This is a genomic window from Cellulomonas sp. H30R-01, assembly GCF_010119915.1.
Lineage (GTDB): Bacteria > Actinomycetota > Actinomycetes > Actinomycetales > Cellulomonadaceae > Cellulomonas > Cellulomonas algicola.
In genome coordinates this window covers 2120112-2137664 of the sequence record NZ_CP048210.1, presented here as the reverse complement: position 1 = coordinate 2137664, position 17553 = coordinate 2120112, and the positions used below count along the sequence as shown (strand labels likewise).

Below are 17553 nucleotides of genomic sequence, written 5' to 3'. Positions count from 1 at the left end.
GCCGGCGCCGCGCACGGCGTGCGACGGGCTCGCCCTCGCGTCAGTCCGCCGGCGCCGGCGGGCCAGCCGTCCCGTCAGCCGACCTCGAGCACGGTCGCGCGCCACGCGCCGCGGTGGGTCTCGAGCCGCAGCGCGACGGCCCGGACGACGGCACCGTCCTCGACGACGACCCCGGCCTCGAGCGTGTGCTCGTCGACCGCGGACGTGCGCACGCGGCGCACCTGCGGTGCCCGACCCGACGCGCCCCGGACGCGCAGCGTCAGCGCGGCACGCACCTGCAGCGCGTCGAGCACGCCGGGCGTGAGCCACCGCGCGAGCTGACCGATCGGCCGGCGACCTCCGAGCACCTCGACGGTCGCGAGCGCGATCCGGCCCGCGAGCACCCCGGGGTCGTGCGCGGGGACGGCACCACGGTCCTCGTCGGCGGCGTCGAGCACGGGCGAGCGGTCCTGCACGCGGAGCACGTCCAGCCGGTGCGCCACGGTCGGCGGGACGACGTGCCGGGGCCCCGTCGCTCGCACCGGCGCGGCGGCCTCGGCGGTGCGCACGAGCCGTGCCCGCGGACCGGCCGCGCGGACGGAGCCCTCGATACCGCGGTGCGCGGTGCCGGAGCCGTCGGCGGCGCTCCCGGTGCCGCGGTGCGGTGTGTCGGACGTGGTGCCGGAGCCGTCGGCGGCGCGCGCGGTGCCGCGGTGCGCGGTGGCGGACGTCGTGCCGGAACCGCGGACGGTCCTCCCGGTGTCGCGGTGCGCGACGTCCGACGTGGGGCCGGGTCCGCCGGAGCCGCGGACGGCGCTCCCGGTGCCGCGGTGCGGTGTGTCGGGCGTGGTGCCGGGGCGGCCGGACGGCGCCTCGGCCGCGCGCAGGCGCGGTGCGGGACGTGCGAGGGGTGACGGGTCGCGGCCGACGTCGGCTCGGACGAAGACGCGCTCGACGGCCGTCGCCTCGGCCGTTGCGGCGCTCACGGAGCCACCGTCCCGTCGGTCGTCGGGACGGCCAGCACCTGGCCGGGCACGAGGAGGTCCGGATCGGCGCCGACGACGGCGGCGTTGGCCGCGTACCAGCGGGGCCACGCCGCCGCGACGGTCGCGTCGTCGGCACCGGCCGGCAGGTGCCGCGCCGCGATGCTCCAGAGGGTGTCGCCCGGCTGCACCACGACGGTGCCGCTGCCGACGGTCGTGCCTGCGGGCGTCGCCGAGGAGCGCGGCGCCGCTGCGCTGCCGGCTCCCTGGTCGTCGGCGGTCTCCGACGACCACGACGCGGTGCGCGAGCCACCGGTCGGTGCGCCGTCCGCCGGGGACGGACCGGCGGACGGCGCGGTCGCTCCGGTGGGCTGTGCGGACCCCGTCGCGACGTGCGGGTCGTGCGACGCGTGCCCGGGGGCTGTCGCCGCCGCCGAGGGGGGCGGGGCGGCGGCGCCGGAGGTCGAGGCGGGTGCGTCGGGCGACGGTGCGCTCGGCGACAGCGCGCTCGGCGTCAGCGCGCTCGGCGACTGTGCGCTGCGCGGCGGCGCGTCGTGGGCCGCGGAGGCGGCCCTGGAGCCCTGCGAGGTGGCGGCAGTGCGTCCTGCGGCGTCCGCTGGCGCCGGTGCGGTGCTCGCGTCGACGGCCCGCTCGTGGGTCGTGCCCGGAGCACCCGCCGACGGCGCCGGGGTCGCGGTGCCACCGCGCGTCGCGCTGTACGGGACGGACGGGGCGTCGCCGGGCGACGTCGGCGTCCAGCCGAGGTTGGACGACACGCTGCTCACGGCCGGGGGCGCGTCCGGCGCGCCGGGGGTCGCTGCGGTCGCACCGGTCGCACCGGCGACGCCCACCCCGGCACCGATCGCGAGCACGAGCACGCGGCGGACGACGACGGGTGCGTAGCGCTGCACCAGACGCTCGCCGGTCCGCCACGAGGCGCCGACGGCCCGGACCACGGTGCAGACGAGAGCGACACCGGCGGAGGTGGCGAGCCACGCGGCGACCAGCGCGCCCACCGCGGTGACGCCGAGCTCGACGGCGGACTCGACGCGCCACGCCTCCGCGGCGGCGAGCTCGGCGGTGCGCAGGCCGAGCAGCACCGCGGTGAGGGCCGCGGCGCTGGTCGCGGCAGCGAGGCCGGCGACCGCAGCGGCGCGGGCGCCGGGGCCGCCCTGACGCGTCCGGACCGTCTCGGCCCCGGTCGTCCGTGCACGTTCGACCACGTCGAGCTCCTTGTGTTGTCGTTTGATGTCGTTTGATGACGACTGATGCACGTAGATGTATCCGAATGTGTCGGCTTCGTCCAGGCGTGTCCGGGATCCGAGCGTGTTGCGCGAGGGCTGGGAGGTGCGGCCCTACCGTGGGCGCCGTGCGCTGGGAGGCCCTCTTCGACGACATGGAGGCGCAGCTCGCCGCGGCCCGGAGCGCCGCCGTCCGCCTGGACGTCGCGGAGCTCACGCGCGCCGAGCGCGCCACCGTCGGGCTCGGGGACCGCCTCCGCGCGGGACGCGACACGTCCGTGACGGTCCGGACCGCGCACGGCGAGGCCCTGGAGGGCGCACTCGTCGACGTCGCGCCCGAGTGGCTGCTGCTGGCCCTCGGTCCCGTGCAGCGGGCGCTCGTGCCGACGGCCGCGGTCGTCGCGGTGGCGGGTCTGACCGTGCACGCCGCACCGGCCGCCGCGACGGTCGAACGGCGGCTCGGCCTCGGTCATGCGCTCCGCGCGCTCGCCCGCGACCGTGCCGTCGTCCGGGTCCGGTCGCGGGACATGGAGCTCGTCGGTCGGGTGGACCGCGTCGGAGCCGACCACCTCGACCTCACGGAGAGCGACCGGCCGACCACCCGGGCCCGCACGTGGGCGGTCCCGTTCGCGAACCTCGAGGTCGTCCGCTCAGGCTGAGCACCACGACCGCGACGCCGGGGACGCAGCATCGGGACCGCGTGCGCCCCGTTCCGGAGCGCCGGCGGCGCGCCGCGCGGTCAGCCGGCCGTCTCGGCCGTCGCCTCCGCGGCGTTGCGAGCGCGCGTCTGCTCGTACATGCGCTGGATGTAGCTCTCGAGCTCGGTCGCCTCGACCCGCCACACGCCGCGTCCGCCGATCTGGATCGCGGGCAGCTCGCCGGACCGCACGAGCGCGTAGGCCTGCGGGGCGGAGATGTTGAGGATCTCCGTGACGTCGGCGAGCGTGAGGAACCTCGAGGCCATGCTCGCAGTCTGGCACGCGGTGGCGCGCCGACCGGTTTGTCCACAACCATGCCTCCGCGTCCCCGGCCGGCTCGGCAGGATGGGCGCCTGCCGCACCGACGACGACGGGGAGTGCCATGGAGACGAGCGTGCTGGACCTGCCTGCGCCGGTGGCGCCGCGCCTGCGCCGGCCGGGGTGGCGCGACCCGCGGCTGCTCGCGGGCGTCGCGATGGTGGCCGGCTCCGTGGCGCTCGGCTCGTGGGCGGTGCGGTCCGCGCAGGCGACCGTGCCCGTGTACGTCGCGCGGACCGCGCTCGTGCCCGGTGACGTCGTGGACGCCGGCGCGCTCGTGGTGCGCGACGTGCAGCTCGGGTCGGTCGACCTGAGCGGCTACCTGCGCGCGGACCGACCGCTGCCGGACGAGGCGACCGCGCTGCGCGTCGTCGGGGCCGGCGAGCTCGTCCCGCGCGCGGCGCTGGGCGACGCGGCGGAGGGCGACGTCCGACCGGTCGCGGTCCCGCTCGCGCATGCGCCGTCGCGGGCGCTCGTCGTGGGCGCGCTCGTCGACCTCTGGCTCGTGCCGGACGGCACCGCGAGCGGTGCGGGCGGCGCGACCGACGGCGCGACGCCCGCCGCGCCGCGTCCGCTCGCGGTCGGGCTCACGGTCGCCGAGGTCGACACACCCGACGGGGCGTTCAGCGTCGGCGGGGCGAGCACCGTGCAGGTGCTCGTGCCGTCCGACGCCCTCGCCGACGTCCTGGGCGCGCTCGCCGGCCCGGGCTCGGTCGACGTCGTGCCCGTGCCGGGCTCGGGAGGCTGACGTGTCGGTGGGCGTGCTGTGCGCGGTCCGGGGGACCGCCGAGTCGATCATCGTCCAGGCCGTGGAGGGGACGAACGGGCGCCTCAGCGTCACGCGTCGCTGCGCCGACCTCACCGAGCTCCTCGCGGCCGCGGAGGCGGGCCTGGGGCGGATCGCGGTCGTGTCGGTCGACCTCGACCTGCTCGACCGCGAGTCGGTCGACGTCCTGCACCGCTCGGGCGTGACGGTCGTGGGCGTCGGCGACCCGAGCCGCCCCTGGCTCGCCGACCGTCTGCGCGCGTACGGGGTCGACGTGCTCGCGGACGCGCCGCACGACGAGGCCGGTGCCGGCGACCTCGTGCAGGGCGCCCTGGCGGCGCTCGACAGCCCGCACGCGCCGGGGTCGCGCCCGGCTGCGGCACCCGACGGCGTCGGACCCGAGCGTGCACCGGTCGCCCCGCGGGACGTCGAGGGAGCCGTCGTGGCCGTGTGGGGACCGACCGGCGCGCCGGGACGCACGACCGTCGCGGTCAACCTCGCGGCCGAGCTCGCCGCGTCCGGCGGCACGACCCTGCTGGTCGACGCGGACACGTACGGGGGCAGCGTCGCGCAGGTCGTCGGGCTGCTCGACGAGGCACCAGGTCTCGCGGCGGCGGCGCGTGCGGCCGCCCAGGGGACGCTCGACCTCCACCAGCTCGCCCGCCTCGCGCCCGTGCTCGCGCCCGACCTGCGCGTGCTGTCCGGCGTCTCGCGCGCGGACCGCTGGCCGGAGCTGCCCGCGTCGTCGCTGGACGTCGTCTGGTCCGTCGCGCGCGGCCTGGCGCGGTGGACCGTCGTGGACTGCGGGTTCTGCCTCGAGTCGGACGAGGTGCTGACCTTCGACACGCGCGCCCCGCAGCGCAACGGCGCCACGATCAGCGCCCTCGAGGCCGCCGACGTCGTCGTGGTCGTGGGCGCGGCCGATCCCGTGGGCATCCAGCGGCTGGTGCGCGGACTCGGCGAGCTCACCGACCTCGGGCTCGGGTCGACGCGCGTGGTCGTCGTCAACCGGGTGCGGGCGTCGGTCGCGGGCCCGCGACCGGGGGAGGCCGTCGCCGGGGCCCTGGCGCGCTACGCCGGGGTGACGGACGCGCACCTGGTCCCCGACGACCGCCCGGCGCTCGACGCCGCGCTCCTCGAGGCCCGGACGCTGCGCGAGGCCGTGCCCGGCTCCCCGGCCCGTCGGGCGCTCGCTGCCGTCGCCGCACGCGTCGACGCGACCGTCCGTGCGCCCGTCGGCGTCCGGGAGGTGGTCGCGCACTGACCCGGACTGCCCGGCACGGTCGGCCGGCCCGGGCGTCGTCGGGCTCGACCGTGCCGCGGACTGCTGATCCGACCGGGGCGCCGTCGTCGACGAGGGCCTCGTCCGTCCGACCACCCCGGCGGCCGCCGGGCGGGGCGTCGCCGGACACGGCCTGACGGGCTCGGGCACACTGGCCCTGTGCGTGTCTACGTCCCCGCGACCCTCGACGAGATCCCCGGCCCGCTGACGGCGAGGACGGCGCACGCGGCGACTCCCGCGCTGCGGTCCGCGCTGCCCGACGAGGACGACGAGACCGTCGAGTTCGTCGCCCAGCTCACGGCGGCCGACGACGCGCTCGACCTGCTCGGGGCACGGCCCGACGCGCCGCGGCTGCGTCTCGTCGTGTCGGTCGACGTGCCGGACGCGTCGGTCGCGGCGGTGACCGACGACGGCGCCCCACCGAGCGCCGTCCGACTCGTCGTGGACGTCGCCGCCACGGACGTGGCCTGCGCGCACGTCGACGAGCCCGAGGCGCGGCCGGACGTGGTCGCCGCTCTGGCCGGCGACGGGGCGGCGCGCGAGAGGCTCGAGGAGCGCGACCTGCTCTGGTACGACGCGTCCGAGCTGGAGGCGATCCCGCGCTGAACGCGTGGCGTTCGTCACGAACGACGCCACGGGCAGGGGCCGGTTGGACCGGCACGCCACGCCTCGGGTAATGTTCACCGCCGGTACGACGTCCGGACGACGCCGTGGCGGCCTTCGGGTGGCCCGGTCGAACGCCGGGGGTTATACCCCATGGGGTATGGTGTAATTGGCAGCACGACTGATTCTGGTTCAGTTAGTCTAGGTTCGAGTCCTGGTACCCCAGCGCGAGCACCGCTGATCGGGTGGTCCGAGTCCTTCGGAACATCGGGTAAAGTGTTCACTCGGTAAGCGAGGCCTCCGGGCCTCGTGTGCTGGCAGGCCCCCGTTGTGTAGCGGCCTAGCACGCCGCCCTCTCACGGCGGTAGCGCCGGTTCGAATCCGGTCGGGGGTACGTCAAGGCCCGGTCACCTCGGTGACCGGGCCTTCGTCGTTCCCGGGACCTGGCCGCGTTCCCGGGGCCCGGTCACGTTCCCGGGACCTGGCCGCGTTCCCGCGACCCGGCCGCGCCGGGCATCCCTCCCGTCGCGCTCGTCGCGGGCGTCGCCGCAGACGCGAGGACCGCGCTCGCCGCCGACGCGAGGACCGCACTCGCCGCAGACGCGAGGACCCCCTCGCGGCCGGCTCGCGAGGGGGTCCGTGGACGGGGGAGCGGGTGTCACTCCGCGGTGCGGCGCAGGACCTCGGTCAGGCGGTTCGCGGCGGAGACGACGGCGGCGGCGTGCAGCCGCCCGGGCTGGCGCGAGAGGCGCTCGAGCGGCCCGGAGACGGACACGGCCGCCACGACGCGGCCCGACGGCCCGCGCACGGGGGCGGACACGGACGCGACGCCGACCTCACGCTCGGACACCGACTGCGCCCAGCCCCGGCGACGGACGCCGGACAGGATCGTCGCGGTGAACTTGGCGCCCTGCAGGCCGCGGTGCAGCCGGTCGGGCTCCTCCCACGCGAGCAGGATCTGCGCGGCGGAGCCGGCCTGCATCGTGAGCGTCGCGCCGACCGGGATCGAGTCGCGCAGCCCGATCGGGCGCTCGGCCGCGGCGACGCAGATGCGCATGTCGCCCTGGCGGCGGTACAGCTGCGCGGACTCGCCGGTGTGGTCGCGCAGCGCGGCGAGCACGGGGCTCGCGGCGGCGAGCAGGCGGTCCTCGCCGGCGGCCGTGGCGAGCTCGGACAGGCGCGGTCCGAGCACGAAGCGGCCCTGCATGTCGCGCGCGACCAGCCGGTGGTGCTCGAGGGCGACGGCCAGTCGGTGGGCGGTGGGGCGGGCAAGATGGGTGGCGGTCACGAGCTGTGCGAGCGTCGCCGGGCCCGCCTCGAGAGCGCTGAGAACCGACGCGGCCTTGTCCAGGACGCCGACTCCGCTAGAGTTGTCCATAGGTCGATATTGGCGTCTCGGAGGCTGAGACGCAAGCAGGCAGGCAACAGGAACCGGGAACACCCCCCACCCGGACGAACAAGAAGAGGACCGAGAACATGGCCGGCACGTTGGCGGAGAAGGTCTGGGACGCGCACGTCGTGCGACGTGGCACCGAAGGCGCACCCGACCTGCTCTACATCGACCTGCACCTGGTGCACGAGGTCACCAGCCCGCAGGCGTTCGAGGGGCTGCGGCTGGCCGGGCGCCAGGTCCGCCGCCCCGACCTCACGCTCGCGACGGAGGACCACAACACCCCCACGCTCGACATCGACCGGCCGATCGCCGACACGACGAGCCGCACGCAGATCGAGACGCTGCGTCGCAACGCCGCGGAGTTCGGCGTCCGCATCCACTCGCTGGGCGACGCCGACCAGGGCATCGTCCACCAGGTCGGTCCGCAGCTCGGGCTCACCCAGCCCGGCCTGACCGTCGTCTGCGGCGACTCGCACACGTCGACGCACGGCGCGTTCGGCGCGCTCGCGTTCGGCATCGGCACGAGCGAGGTCGAGCACGTGCTCGCGACCCAGACGCTCCCGCTCGCGCCCTTCAAGACCATGGCGATCACCGTCAACGGCCAGCTGCCCCCGGGCGCGACCAGCAAGGACATCATCCTGGCGATCATCGCCAAGATCGGCACCGGCGGCGGCCAGGGCTACGTCCTGGAGTACCGCGGCGAGGCGATCCGCTCGCTGTCGATGGAAGCGCGCATGACGATCTGCAACATGTCGATCGAGGCGGGTGCCCGCGCCGGCATGATCGCGCCCGACGAGACGACGTTCGAGTACCTCAAGGGTCGCCCGCACGCGCCCGAGGGTGCCGACTGGGACGCGGCCGTCGAGTACTGGCGGACGCTGCGCACCGACGACGACGCGACGTTCGACGAGGAGGTCGTCCTCGAGGCGGCGGACCTCGAGCCGTTCGTCACGTGGGGCACGAACCCGGGCCAGGGCCTGCCGCTGTCGGCGGCCGTCCCGGTCCCCGAGCAGATCGCCGACGCCAACGAGCGCGTCGCGGCCGAGCGCGCGATCGAGTACATGGGCCTCACGCCCGGTCAGCCGCTGCGCGAGATCAAGGTCGACACGGTCTTCATCGGCTCGTGCACGAACGGCCGCATCGAGGACCTGCGCTCGGTCGCCAAGGTGGTCCAGGGCAAGCACAAGGCCGACGACGTGCGCGTCCTGGTCGTCCCGGCGTCCGCGCGTGTGCGCCTGCAGGCCGAGGCCGAGGGGCTCGACAAGATCTTCCTCGACTTCGGTGCCGAGTGGCGCAACGCCGGCTGCTCGATGTGCCTCGGCATGAACCCCGACCAGCTCGCGCCGGGGGAGCGCTCGGCGTCCACCTCGAACCGCAACTTCGAGGGTCGCCAGGGCAAGGGCGGCCGGACGCACCTCGTGTCGCCGCTCGTCGCGGCCGCGACCGCCATCCGCGGCACGCTGTCGTCGATCTCGGACCTCGGCGAGGACCCGAGGGCGTTCGACGGCAGCCCGCTCACGGACCTCCAGTCGGTCTGACCCGACCCGCGATCGCAGAAGGAAGCACCGTCATGGAGAAGTTCACCCAGCACACCGGCGTCGGGGTCCCGCTGCGCCGCAGCAACGTCGACACCGACCAGATCATCCCGGCCGTCTACCTCAAGCGCGTGACGCGTACGGGGTTCGAGGACGCGCTGTTCGCGGCGTGGCGCGGCGACCCGGAGTTCCTGCTCAACCAGGACGCGTACAAGAACGGCTCGGTCCTCGTGGCCGGTCCGGACTTCGGCACGGGCTCGTCCCGCGAGCACGCCGTGTGGGCGCTCAAGGACTACGGGTTCCGCGTCGTGATCTCGGCCCGGTTCGCCGACATCTTCCGCGGCAACTCGGGCAAGCAGGGCCTGCTCGCGGCGCAGGTCGCACAGGAGGACATCGAGCTCATCTGGAAGATCCTCGAGACCCGCCCGGGCACCGAGGTGACCGTGGACCTCGAGTCGCGGACCGTCACGTGCGACGACGTCGTGGTGCCGTTCCAGGTCGACGACTACACGCGCTGGCGCCTGCTCGAGGGCCTCGACGACATCGGCCTGACGCTCCAGCACGCCGACGAGATCGGCGAGTTCGAGCAGACGCGTGAGCCGTGGCGCCCGCGCACGCTGCCCGCGAAGCACCTGCCGCCCGTCGAGATCAAGGCCGCGCGTCCCGTGCCGGTCACGATCGGCCGACCGGACTGAGGTCACGCGCTCTGCACGCACCGGGAGGCCGGTGGGACCGTCGACGACGTCCCGCCGGCCTCCGGTCGCGTCGGACGCCCCGCGGCGACGTCCGACGCGACCGGGACCGCCACCCGTCCGTGCACCTCGGACCGGGCACACGGGGGCGAACGGGACGAACGTCACGCATCCGCGCCCAGGGATGGCTACCGTGAGCCCCAGGCCCTCGGGAAGAAGAGGCGCACCGCCGCGGTTCTCCCCTCGGGCCGGGTCACGAGTCGCCCGACGGACGTCGTCCGTGCGCGGTGGGCCGGTTGTGAAGGTTTGGGGACGGGCGGCGCGACGCGCCGCGTCCGGTCAGGAGCACGCCTCGGCGTGGGAGACGATGAGGACCATGAGCGATCTGCTGTACGTCAACGGGGGCAACCCCCTGTCGGGCGAGATCACCGTCCGCGGTGCGAAGAACTTCGTCTCCAAGGCGATGGTGGCGGCGCTGCTTGGCGAGACGCCGAGCGTGCTGCGCAACGTCCCGCAGATCCGCGACGTGGCCGTGGTGACGGGGCTGCTCGAGCTGCACGGCGTGAAGGTCGACGCCGACGCGGACGCGGGCGTCCTGCACCTCGACCCGACCGACGTCGAGAGCGCGCACGTCGCCGACATCGACGCGCACGCGGGCTCGAGCCGCATCCCGATCCTGTTCTGCGGGCCGCTGCTGCACCGCCTGGGGGAGGCGTTCATCCCCGACCTGGGCGGCTGCCGCATCGGCGACCGGCCGATCAACTTCCACCTCGACATCCTGCGGCAGTTCGGCGCGGTCGTGGACAAGCAGGACAACGGGATCCACATCCGGGCGCCGCGCCGTCTGCAGGGCACCAAGATCGCGCTCCCGTACCCGAGCGTCGGCGCCACCGAGCAGCTGCTGCTGACGGCGGTCCGCGCCGAGGGGATCACCGAGCTCGCGGGCGCGGCGATCGAGCCCGAGATCATGGACCTCATCAACGTCCTGCAGAAGATGGGCGCGATCATCTCGGTCGACACCGACCGCGTGATCCGCATCGAGGGCGTCGACCGGCTCGTCGGCTTCCAGCACACCGCGCTCGCGGACCGCATCGAGGCCGCGTCGTGGGCGTCGGCCGCGCTCGCGACGGGCGGCGACGTGTACGTCCGTGGCGCGACGCAGCCCGAGATGACGACGTTCCTCAACACGTTCCGCAAGGTCGGCGGCGAGTTCCACGTCGACGACGACGGCATCCGGTTCTTCCACCCGGGCGGCGACCTGCGGTCGATCACGCTCGAGACGGACGTCCACCCGGGCTTCATGACGGACTGGCAGCAGCCGCTCGTGGTCGCGCTCACGCAGGCGAAGGGCCTGTCGATCGTGCACGAGACGGTGTACGAGAACCGGTTCGGCTTCGTCGACGCGCTCGTCGGCATGGGCGCGACGATCCAGGTCTACAAGGAGTGCCTGGGCGGCCGTCCGTGCCGGTTCGGGCAGCGCAACTTCTTCCACTCGGCGGTCATCAGCGGTCCGACGCCGCTGGCCGCGGCCGACATCGAGGTGCCGGACCTGCGCGGCGGGTTCAGCCACCTCATCGCGGCCCTGACCGCCAAGGGCACGTCGGCCGTCCGGGGCATCAGCCTCATCGACCGCGGCTACGAGCGGTTCACGCAGAAGCTCGAGGCGCTGGGCGCCGAGTTCAGCCGCGACTGAGTCCCGGTAGCATCCCCTCCCGTGCCGCCGCCGCCGAACTCGCCCCGCGCCTTCCGCGTCGTCGCCTTCATCCTGCGCCCGCCGCTGCTCGCCATGACGAAGCGCGACTGGCGCGGCGTGGAGCACATGCCGCGCGACCGTGGCTTCATCGTCGCGTCGAACCACATGACGAACATCGACCCGCTGACGTTCGCGCACTTCCTGTGGGACAACGGCTTCACGCCGAAGATCCTCGCGAAGGCGTCGCTGTTCAAGGTCCCCGTGGTCGGCAAGGTGCTGCTCGCGACCGGCCAGATCCCCGTGCACCGCAACACGGCGGCGGCCGGGGAGTCGCTGCAGTCGGCCATCGCGGCGATCGACGACGGGGCGTGTGTCGCGGTCTTCCCCGAGGGGACGCTCACGCGTGACCCGGAGCTGTGGCCCATGGTCGGCAAGACGGGTGTCGCACGGCTCGCGCTGACGACCCGGGCTCCCGTGATCCCGGTCGCGCAGTGGGGCCCGCAGACCCTGCTCGGCCGGTACAAGAAGCTGCTCAGGCCGATCCCGCCGAAGAAGGTCTCCGTCGTCGCCGGGCCGCCCGTCGACCTCGACGACCTGTACGACCGCCCGCAGGACAACGCGACGCTCCGTGAGGCGACCGAGCGCGTCATGGCGGCGATCACCACGCTGCTCGAGGACCTGCGCGCCGAGCCGGCGCCGACGGTCCGCTACGACATGCGCAAGCCGAACGCCCCGCGCGACGCGAGCGCCGGCGGGGACGCCGCACCGCGTCCGGAGGTGCCGTGACGGCCGACCTGCTGCCGCCCGACGAGCCCGCGGCCCCGCGGCTGCGCGCGACCGTCCTCGGCGCGGGGAGCTGGGGCACCACCTTCGCCGCGGTGATGGCCGACGCGGGCTGCGACGTGACGGTCTGGGGCCGCGACGAGAAGACCTGCCGCCAGATCGCCGACGAGCACCGCAACGAGGCGTACCTGCCGGGCGTCGAGCTGCCGTGGCGCATCACGGCGACGACCGACGCGCACGCCGCGGTCCGGGGCGCCGACGTCGTCGCGGTCGCCGTGCCGTCCCAGCAGGCGCGCACCGTGCTCGAGCCGCTGCGTGACGCCGTCGGGCCGCGCACGGTCGTCGTGTCGCTCATGAAGGGCGTCGAGCTCTCGACCGACCAGCGCATGAGCGAGGTCGTCGCCGAGGCCCTGGCGATCGACGCGTCCCGTGTGGCCGTCGTCTCGGGCCCGAACCTCGCGCGCGAGATCGCGCGCCGCCAGCCGACGGCCACCGTCATCGCGTCCACGAGCGACGAGACCGCCCGCCTGGTCGCGCGTGCGTGCGCGTCGGCGTACTTCCGCCCCTACACGAACCCCGACGTCGTCGGCGTCGAGCTGTGCGGCGCCGTGAAGAACGTCATCGCGCTCGCGGTCGGCATCTCGCAAGGGCGCGGGCTCGGCTACAACACGATGGCGACCGTCATCACGCGCGGCCTGGTCGAGATCACGCGCCTCGGGCTCGCGCTCGGTGCCGACGCCGAGACGTTCCCAGGCCTCGCGGGCATGGGCGACCTCATGGCGACGTGCGCGTCGCCCGACTCGCGCAACCACACGCTGGGCGGTCACATCGGCCGTGGCATGACGCTCGACGAGGCGATCGCCGCGACCGGCGGCACCGCGGAGGGCGTCAAGTCGTGCCGGTCGGTCCTCGAGCTCGCGACGTCGCTCGGCGTCGAGATGCCCATCACGCACGCCGTCGTCCGCGTCCTGCACGAAGGGCTTCCCGTCGACCAGCTCGCTCCGCTGCTGCTCGCACGTCCGCACAAGGCCGAGGGCGCCTGACCGACCGCGCGTCCGCGCCGCGGCAGGTCGCCCCTCCCGCACGCGCCCGAGGGTGTCGCCGGCCGGGGGAGCGCCCCGGCGTCGCCCTCGCGCAGGCGCCTGAGGGCGTCGTCGGCCGGGGAGCCGCCCGCGGCCTCCCGCTGCCGCCGGGCGCAGGGCGCCCACCCGGTCGCGTCAGCCGGCCGTCGCGGCGTCCAGCGCCTGCGCGAGGTCGCGCCACAGGTCCTCGACGTCCTCGATCCCGACGGACAGCCGCAGCAGGTCCTCGGGCACGGTGACCGTCTCGAGCGGGAAGCGGCGTCGCCGCTCGAGGCTCGACTCGACGCCACCGAGGCTCGTCGCGGGCACCCACAGTCGCACCCCGGCGACGAGCGCGTCGGCGGCCGCGACTCCGCCGCGCGGTCGCAGGCCGATGATCGAGCCGAACCCGTCCATCTGCGCCGCGGCCCGCGCGTGCCCGGGGTCCTCGGGGAGGCTCGGGTGGCGCACCTGCGCGACGCCCGGGTGCGCGGCGAGGCGGCGGGCGATCTCGGCCGCGTTGGCCTGCGACCGCTCGACGCGGAGCGCCAGGGTCCGCAGCCCGCGCAGGGCCAGCCACGCCTCCGTGGGGCCCGCGATCGCGCCGTGGACGGTGCGGTGCCGGCGCAGCGCGGCGTGCACCGCGGGGTCGTCGGCGAGCGCGGCCCCGAGCACGACGTCGGAGTGCCCGGCGAGGTACTTCGTCACCGAGTGGACGACGACGTCGGCACCGAGCGTCAGCGGACGCTGGCCCAGCGGTGTCGCGAACGTGTTGTCGACCGCGACGAGCGCGCCCACGGCGTGAGCCGCGTCGACGAGCGCGGGCAGGTCGGCGACCTCGAGCATCGGGTTGGTCGGCGACTCGACCCACAGCATCGCGGCGGGCGTCCCGTCGCCCTGGACGGCCGCGACCACCGCGTCCGTGTCGTCGATGTCGACCGGGACGACCTCGAGGCCCGAGCGCGCGGCGAGGTCCTGCGCGTGCACGAGCGTGACGTTGTACGCGTGCCGCGGCGCGACGACCCGCCCGCCGGGCGGCACGAGGGACAGCGCCGCCGCGATCGCCGCCATGCCCGACCCGAACAGCAGGGCCGGCCGCGTCGAGCGCTCGAGCGCGCCGAGCGTCTGCTCGAACGGGTGCCACGTCTCGGTGTCCGCCCGCGCGTAGAACAGCTCGCCGTCAGGCACCTCGCCCTGCGAGACGTACGTCGAGGACAGGACGATCGGCGGGTTCACCGGAGCGGCCTGCGTGCGGGCCGGGCGGCCGGAGCTGACGACGAGCGTGGCGGGGGACTGGGGCAGACCGTCGGGCATGGCGCCACGGTACGCGCCCGTCGGGGGACCGGTCCGGACCGTCCGGAGCGGCGGCCCGCGCCCGGTAGGGTCGGGCGCGATGAACGACACCGCGCCCCCGTCACCCACCCCCACCGCCGGCTCCGCGCAGGACGGCACGAGCGCGCGGCCGCGCGTCATGGTGCTGTTCGGCGGCCGCTCGGGCGAGCACGCGATCAGCTGCGCGACCGCCGGCGGTGTCCTCCGGGCGCTCGACCGCGACCGCTACGACGTCGTCGCGGTGGGCATCACGCCGACCGGTCGCTGGGTGCTCGCCGAGGACGACCCGGACCGCTGGGCGATCCGCGACGGCCGGCTGCCTCAGGTCGAGGACACCGCCGCGCACGTGCTGCTGCCGCAGGCGACCGACGACCGCGACGTGCAGGTGCTCGAGGCGGGTGCGCTGCCGCGCACGCTGGGCGCCGTCGACGTCGTCTTCCCGCTGCTGCACGGTCCCTTCGGCGAGGACGGCACGCTGCAGGGGATGCTCGAGCTCGCCGACGTGCGGTACGTCGGCGCGGGTGTGCTCGCGTCGGCCGTCGGCATGGACAAGCACATGATGAAGCTCGTCCTCGCGGGCCACGGCCTGCCCGTCGGGCCGTTCACGGTGATCCTCCCGGGCGAGCAGGACCGCGACCCCGAGGGCGTCGCGCAGCGGGTCGAGGCGCTCGGCCTGCCGCTGTTCGTCAAGCCCGCGCGCGCCGGGTCCAGCCTCGGCATCACGCGCGTCGACGACCTCGCCGACCTCCCGGCGGCGCTCGCGACCGCGCGCGAGCACGACCCCAAGGTCGTCGTCGAGGCGGGCATCGTCGGGCGCGAGGTCGAGTGCGGCGTCATCGGCGGGCGCGACGGGCAGCGGGCGCGCGCGTCCCTGCCGGGCGAGATCGTCGTCACCGACCCCCGGCACACCTTCTACGACTTCGAGGCGAAGTACCTCGACGAGGGCGGCGTGACGCTGTCGTGCCCGGCCGACCTGCCCGACGACGTCGTCGCCCGGGTGCGCGACGCGGCGGTGCGCACGTTCGAGGCCATCGGGTGCGAGGGCATCGCGCGCGTCGACGTGTTCGTCACGCCCGACGGCGAGGTCGTGGTCAACGAGATCAACACCATGCCGGGCTTCACGCCGTACTCGATGTACCCGCGCATGTGGGAGGCGTCGGGCGTGACGTACCCGGAGCTGGTCGACGAGCTCGTGCAGCTCGCGCTGGCGCGCCCGACCGGTCTGCGCTGACGAGGGTCGCCCACGACGCGGCGACCAGCCGTGCGGCCGACGCCTCGGCCGGTCAGGCCGACGCCTGGCCAGGCCGACGCCTGGCCAGGCCGACGCCTGGCCGGTCAGGCCGACGCCTGGCCAGGCCGACGCCTGGCCGGTGAGGCCGACGCCTAGCCGGTGAGGCCGACGCAGGAGCGCTCGACCGCGGCCTGCGCGACCGCCGGGCCCAGCACGTCGACGAAGGACGTGCTGCTCGTCGTCGCGGCGACCTCGGCCGGCACCCGCACCTCGACCGCCGGGACGCGGCCGTAGGTCGTGAACGTCCAGTCCGAACCCTGCTCGTCCTGCGGGTCGTCCGCGACGACGACCCAGTCGACGGACGTGCCGTCGGGCGCCTCGACCGTCACGCACCGGTCCGTCGTGGGGCCCAGCGGCTCGACGCCGCACCGCAGCACGACCGCGGCGTGCGGGTCGCCCCACGCCGTGGTCGCCTGGCTCGTCGTGTCGACGCGCTCCAGGTCGTCGCCGAGCGTGTCGGGCGTCGAGAGCACGACGTCCGCGCACACGGGATCGGTGGCGTGCGGCGCGACCGTCACCGGCACGGCCTGCGCGCAGCCGCCGAGGGCGAGGAGCGCCGCGACGGCCACGGTCGCGCGCAGACGGGATCGGGTCGAGAGCACACGCCACGGTAACCCGCGCCGTGGACCGCTCCCGCCCGCCGTCCGACCGCGGCGGCGTCGCGACGCCCGGGTCGTCCCGAGCGTGATCCACACCACGCCCGGTGCGGTGCGCGGGTGCGCCGCGCGGGCGTCTAGCGTGGCGGCGTGACCGACCAGCCAGGCCCGCGCGTCGCCGACCTGTCCGAGGACGGGCTGCTCGCCCGCATCTTCCCGCACCTGCCGCGGGGTCCCCGCACGCTCGTGGGGCCGGGCGACGACGCGGCCGTCGTGACCGCGCCGGACGGCCGCTTCGTCGTGACGACCGACGTGCTCGTCGAGGACCGGCACTTCCGCCGTGCGTGGTCCACGGGTGACGACGTCGGGCACCGTGCCGCGGTGCAGAACCTCGCGGACGTCGCGTCGATGGGCGCCGTGCCGACGAGCCTGGTCGTCGCGCTCGTCGTGCCCGGCGACCTGCCGGCGGACTGGGTCGAGGGCCTCGCGCGCGGGTTCGGCGACGCGTGCCGGCTGCACGGCGTGGACGTCGTGGGTGGGGATCTCTCCGGCGGTCCGCTGGTCGTCGTGTCCGTGACCGCGCACGGCGATCTCGAGGGCCGTGCACCGGTCCTGCGGTCCGGCGCGCGTCCCGGCGACGTCGTGGCCCACGCGGGTGCGTGCGGGACGTCCGCCGCGGGGTGGGCCGCCCTGGCCGCCGACCGGCCCGACGTCGATCCCGACGCGGTCACGGCGTTCCGGCGGCCGTCGTCGCCGCTGCGCGCGGGACCGCTCGCCGCGACCGCCGGGGCGACCGCGATGCTGGACGTGTCCGACGGGCTGCTGCGCGACGCCGGAAGGCTCGCACGTGCGAGCGGCGTGCTCGTCGACCTCGACGACCCGTCGACCGCCGGCCCGGACGGGCTGGCGCGTGACGTCGCGCGCGTGCGCGCGACGGCCGAGCGGCTGGGCGTCGACCCGCTCGCGTGGGTGCTGGGCGGCGGCGAGGACCACGGGCTGCTCGCGACGTTCCCGCCGGACGTCGAGCCTCCCGCGCCGTTCCGGCGGATCGGCGTCGTGCGCGCCGCCGGCGGCACCGGTGACGGGCCGCGGGTGCTGGTCGGCGGGCGGGTGCCGGACGTCGCGCCGGGCTGGGACCACTTCGCGGGCTGAGGCGCCCGACGGAGCGGTCCGCGGACGCCGTGGGTGAGCCGCGACGGAAGCCGCCGCGGCAGGCTCTGCACCCGGGTCCTGACGGCGGCAGGTGCTGCACCCGGTCCCGACCGCGGCAGGCTCTGCACCCGGGTCCTGACGGCGGCAGGTGCTGC

The 17553-nt window shown here is 75.6% G+C and carries 17 protein-coding genes and 2 tRNA genes; 13 read left to right on the top strand and 6 right to left on the bottom strand.

Translation table 11 applies throughout. The features are described from left to right. Positions 1-74: 74 nt before the first annotated feature. Positions 75-965: an Rv3235 family protein gene (locus GXP71_RS09530; protein ID WP_162352454.1), complete on the bottom strand. Its 891-nt coding sequence runs from the start codon at positions 963-965 to the stop codon at positions 75-77. Further along, complete coding sequence (locus GXP71_RS09525) at positions 962-2185, bottom strand: LysM peptidoglycan-binding domain-containing protein (RefSeq protein WP_162352453.1); 1224 nt, start codon at positions 2183-2185, stop codon at positions 962-964. The genes GXP71_RS09530 and GXP71_RS09525 overlap by 4 nt, the downstream gene beginning before the upstream one ends. A 146-nt stretch (positions 2186-2331) precedes the next feature. Here GXP71_RS09525 and GXP71_RS09520 point away from each other — a divergent pair, with 146 nt between their 5' ends. Continuing rightward, entirely contained in the window at positions 2332-2862 is a 531-nt protein-coding gene (locus tag GXP71_RS09520) for a hypothetical protein (RefSeq protein WP_162352452.1), read from the top strand. Between the two features lie 80 nt (positions 2863-2942). Here GXP71_RS09520 and GXP71_RS09515 read toward each other — a convergent pair whose 3' ends face one another. Then, entirely contained in the window at positions 2943-3167 is a 225-nt protein-coding gene (locus tag GXP71_RS09515) for a helix-turn-helix domain-containing protein (protein ID WP_124344703.1), read from the bottom strand. A 116-nt stretch (positions 3168-3283) separates the two neighbouring features. On the opposite strand from GXP71_RS09515, the gene GXP71_RS09510 reads away from it, so the two are divergent. The 5 genes from GXP71_RS09510 to GXP71_RS09490 all read left to right on the top strand — a co-directional run bounded on the left by GXP71_RS09510 (position 3284) and on the right by GXP71_RS09490 (position 6264). After that, a complete protein-coding gene (locus GXP71_RS09510; protein ID WP_162352451.1) occupies positions 3284-3967 on the top strand; it encodes a hypothetical protein in 684 nt (227 codons plus the stop codon). Between the two features lies 1 nt (position 3968). After that, the gene (locus GXP71_RS09505; RefSeq protein WP_162352450.1) at positions 3969-5249 is read left to right on the top strand and encodes a P-loop NTPase; all 1281 of its coding nucleotides are present in this window, start codon (positions 3969-3971) and stop codon (positions 5247-5249) included. A gap of 177 nt (positions 5250-5426) precedes the next feature. Beyond that, positions 5427-5873 carry a hypothetical protein gene (locus GXP71_RS09500; protein ID WP_162352449.1) on the top strand — a complete coding sequence of 149 codons (447 nt, stop codon included), beginning with the start codon at positions 5427-5429 and terminating at the stop codon, positions 5871-5873. A 151-nt stretch (positions 5874-6024) separates the two neighbouring features. Next, positions 6025-6096 (top strand) — tRNA-Gln (locus GXP71_RS09495). Positions 6097-6191: 95 nt separating this feature from the next. Then, a tRNA-Glu gene (locus tag GXP71_RS09490) sits at positions 6192-6264 on the top strand. A 264-nt stretch (positions 6265-6528) separates the two neighbouring features. Here GXP71_RS09490 and GXP71_RS09485 read toward each other — a convergent pair. Then, on the bottom strand, positions 6529-7248 hold the full coding sequence (locus GXP71_RS09485; protein ID WP_124342436.1) for an IclR family transcriptional regulator: 720 nt from the start codon (positions 7246-7248) through the stop codon (positions 6529-6531). A gap of 98 nt (positions 7249-7346) precedes the next feature. Here GXP71_RS09485 and leuC point away from each other — a divergent pair, with 98 nt between their 5' ends. The 5 genes from leuC to GXP71_RS09460 all read left to right on the top strand — a co-directional run bounded on the left by leuC (position 7347) and on the right by GXP71_RS09460 (position 13009). Then, a complete protein-coding gene (gene leuC / locus GXP71_RS09480) occupies positions 7347-8801 on the top strand; it encodes a 3-isopropylmalate dehydratase large subunit (protein ID WP_124342437.1) in 1455 nt (484 codons plus the stop codon). Between the two features lie 32 nt (positions 8802-8833). Then, entirely contained in the window at positions 8834-9493 is a 660-nt protein-coding gene (gene leuD, locus GXP71_RS09475) for a 3-isopropylmalate dehydratase small subunit (RefSeq protein ID WP_162352448.1), read from the top strand. A gap of 373 nt (positions 9494-9866) precedes the next feature. Next, the gene (murA, locus tag GXP71_RS09470) at positions 9867-11183 is read left to right on the top strand and encodes a UDP-N-acetylglucosamine 1-carboxyvinyltransferase (protein WP_124342439.1); all 1317 of its coding nucleotides are present in this window, start codon (positions 9867-9869) and stop codon (positions 11181-11183) included. 21 nt (positions 11184-11204) lie between these two features. Continuing rightward, positions 11205-11969, top strand: coding sequence for a 1-acyl-sn-glycerol-3-phosphate acyltransferase (locus GXP71_RS09465; protein ID WP_162352447.1), 765 nt, complete (start codon positions 11205-11207; stop codon positions 11967-11969). After that, entirely contained in the window at positions 11966-13009 is a 1044-nt protein-coding gene (locus tag GXP71_RS09460) for an NAD(P)H-dependent glycerol-3-phosphate dehydrogenase (RefSeq protein ID WP_124342441.1), read from the top strand. Before GXP71_RS09465 ends, GXP71_RS09460 begins: the two co-directional genes overlap by 4 nt. A gap of 174 nt (positions 13010-13183) precedes the next feature. On the opposite strand, the gene GXP71_RS09455 is transcribed toward GXP71_RS09460, so the two are convergent. Beyond that, on the bottom strand, positions 13184-14341 hold the full coding sequence (locus GXP71_RS09455; protein WP_162352446.1) for a PLP-dependent aspartate aminotransferase family protein: 1158 nt from the start codon (positions 14339-14341) through the stop codon (positions 13184-13186). A 79-nt stretch (positions 14342-14420) separates the two neighbouring features. Here GXP71_RS09455 and GXP71_RS09450 point away from each other — a divergent pair, with 79 nt between their 5' ends. Next, entirely contained in the window at positions 14421-15590 is a 1170-nt protein-coding gene (locus GXP71_RS09450; RefSeq protein ID WP_370521003.1) for a D-alanine--D-alanine ligase family protein, read from the top strand. Positions 15591-15742: 152 nt separating this feature from the next. Here GXP71_RS09450 and GXP71_RS09445 read toward each other — a convergent pair whose 3' ends face one another. Further along, positions 15743-16252, bottom strand: a complete 510-nt coding sequence (locus GXP71_RS09445; RefSeq protein ID WP_238402702.1) for a DUF3515 family protein — start codon at positions 16250-16252, stop codon at positions 15743-15745. A gap of 144 nt (positions 16253-16396) precedes the next feature. Here GXP71_RS09445 and GXP71_RS09440 point away from each other — a divergent pair, with 144 nt between their 5' ends. Then, complete coding sequence (locus GXP71_RS09440) at positions 16397-17398, top strand: thiamine-phosphate kinase (RefSeq protein ID WP_162352445.1); 1002 nt, start codon at positions 16397-16399, stop codon at positions 17396-17398. The last annotated feature ends 155 nt before the right edge of the window (positions 17399-17553 follow it).